The 2,605-nt window shown below is 65.0% G+C and carries 2 protein-coding genes; one reads left to right on the forward strand and one right to left on the reverse strand.

Annotation, left to right across the window (positions count from 1 at the left end; translation table 11 throughout):
• Positions 1–438: hypothetical protein (locus KDH09_05670; GenBank protein MCB0219165.1), on the reverse strand; the 438-nt coding region annotated here is incomplete at its 3' end.
• A gap of 445 nt (positions 439–883) precedes the next feature.
• Here KDH09_05670 and ppsA point away from each other — a divergent pair.
• A partial coding sequence (ppsA, locus tag KDH09_05675) for a phosphoenolpyruvate synthase (GenBank protein ID MCB0219166.1) occupies positions 884–2,605 on the forward strand: 1,722 nt, incomplete at its 3' end.

A 2,605-nucleotide genomic window follows, 5' to 3' on the forward strand; every position in this document is an offset into this window, starting at 1 on the left:
AGCCTGGAGTTGCAGCGGCGCGGGGCTCTCGAGCAACGCCAGGAAGATGCTCGCCGTGGGGAGCCAGTTCAGGTAGTGCTCGAAGTCGTCGGTGTCCTCATTGAACTCGTGGCGGCCGAGCAGTTCCACCAGCGCCTCGCGCTTTGCCTGCTCATCCGCCGGCGTCACCGCCAGCCGTACCACGTCGGCAAAGAGTGCGCTGGCGATCGCCCATTCCTTTTTGCTTGCCGCGCGTTTTGAGCGCGCCGCGCGCGTGTGCACGCCCAGCGTTCCGGCCGCCATCACGCGCAGGTTTGCGCTTCGCGAGCCGCGGGAGATCTGCGCCACCATCGCCAGCGCCACCGCGCGCATCACCGCCCAGGCGGGATCGCGAAGGAGCGGGCCGCGGGTTTGCGCGAATTCCTCGAGCAGGTTGCGGGCGAGTGTGCGGGTGTCCATGGCATTCCTTCCCTGCTCCCCCTCCGGGGGAGCTGTCCGACGTAGCTTCAGCGAAGTCGGACTGAGGGGGTCGCGCAGACGGCAATCAGCGCTGCATTGTGCAGGCACCGGCACCCCCTCAGTCGCCTTCGGCAACAGCTCCCCCGGAGGGGGAGCAGGGGCGGTGGGCGCCTCACTTCATTGTGAGGCTTTCTCTTTGCCGCGCAACCGCCCGTGACCCAAGATGACCCGCTTTGACCCGTAATGACCCAAGATGGACCGAGATGACCCGCACATTGTCACAAAAAAACGGGCCCCGATCGGGGCCCGTTTTCGGGCGAACGGCCTGCCCCGGTTTTCGACACTTTGGCAACATCCCGCCAGGCCCCCTCGCCTACCTGATGAATTTCATCTTCTGTTCATCTGTGATCTGTTATGGATAAGTACGGAGACAGGGAGATTTCAGATGGCCAAGCATGTGGAGTGGTTCGCGGACCTGACGATTGAAGACGTGCCCCAGGTGGGCGGCAAAAATGCCTCGCTGGGCGAGATGTATCGCTCGCTCTCGGACAAGGGGGTGAAAGTCCCCAACGGTTTTGCCACCACCGCCGATTCCTACCGGTATTTCATGAAGGAAACCGGACTCGACAAACGCATCCGCGAGATTCTGGCCGGGCTCGACACCCACGACATCGAGAACCTGCGCGCCCGTGGCCGGGCGCTTCGCCAGGCCATCGTGGGCGAGGAATTTCCCGCCGATCTCAAAGAGGCCATCGTCGCCGCCTACCGCAAGCTCAGCGAGGGCGTCGAAGGCGGCGTGGACGTCGCCGTGCGCAGCTCGGCCACGGCCGAGGACCTGCCCGACGCCAGCTTCGCCGGCCAGCAGGAGACCTACCTCAACGTCCACAGCGAGGCTGCGCTGCTCGACGCCTGCCGGCGCTGTTACGCCTCGCTCTTTACCGACCGCGCGATCTCGTACCGCACCGACAAGGACTTCGACCATTTTCAGGTGGCGCTCTCGGTTGGCGTCCAGCGCATGGTGCGCTCGGACCTGGCCAGCTCCGGCGTCATGTTCTCCATCGATACCGAGACCGGCTTTCGCGACGCGGTGCTGATCAACGGCGCCTGGGGCCTGGGAGAAAACGTCGTGCAGGGCGCGGTCAATCCCGACGAGTTCTACGTCTTCAAACCGACCCTCAAGCAGGGCAAGCGGCCCATCCTTCAGAAGAAGGTCGGCAGCAAAGAGTTCAAGATGGTCTACGACACCGGCGGGGCCAAGATGGTCAAGAACGTCCCCGTCACGCCTGCCGACCGCGCGCGCTTCTGTGTGAATGAAGAGGAAATCCTCACGCTGGCGCGCTGGGCCTGTATCATCGAGGATCACTACACCGAGCGCCGCGGCCAGCCCACCCCCATGGACATGGAATGGGCCAAGGACGGCAAGACCGGCGAACTCTTCATCGTGCAGGCGCGCCCGGAAACGGTCGTCTCCCAGCGCAATGCCCGGGTGCTCGAGCGCTATGAGCTCAAGGAAACCGGCCGCGTGCTGGCCACCGGCAGCGCCGTTGGAGAGCGCATCGGCGCGGGGCCGGTCTGCGTCATCGAGAGCGTCGAGCAGATGGGCAACTTCAAGCCCGGCGCCGTGCTGGTCACCGACAAGACCGACCCCGACTGGGAACCGGTGATGAAACAGGCCGCCGCCATCGTCACCAACCGCGGCGGACGCACCTGCCATGCCGCCATTGTGAGCCGCGAGCTGGGCCTTCCGGCCATCGTGGGCTCCGAGGACGCGACGACCCGGCTCTCCACAGGCCAACAGGTCACCGTGAGCTGCGCCGGCGGCGATGAGGGGCGCGTCTACGAGGGCGCGCTCAAGTTCGTCGTGGAGAAGATCGATCTGGAGGGACTCGAAGAGCCCCGCACCAAGGTGATGATGAACCTGGCCAACCCGGCCGAGGCCTTCAGCCTCTCATTCCTGCCGAGCGCGGGCGTCGGCCTGGCGCGCGAGGAATTCATCATCAACACCTACATCAAGATCCACCCGGTGGCCCTGCTCCGCTACGACCAGTTGGAGGACGCCGGCGCGCGCGCCAAGATCGACGAGCTGACGGCGGGCTACGACGACAAACCGCAGTTCTTCGTGGACAAGCTCGCCGAGGGAATCGCCATGATAGGTGCGGACTTATAC

This window comes from Chrysiogenia bacterium, from assembly GCA_020434085.1.
GTDB lineage: Bacteria > JAGRBM01 > JAGRBM01 > JAGRBM01 > JAGRBM01 > JAGRBM01.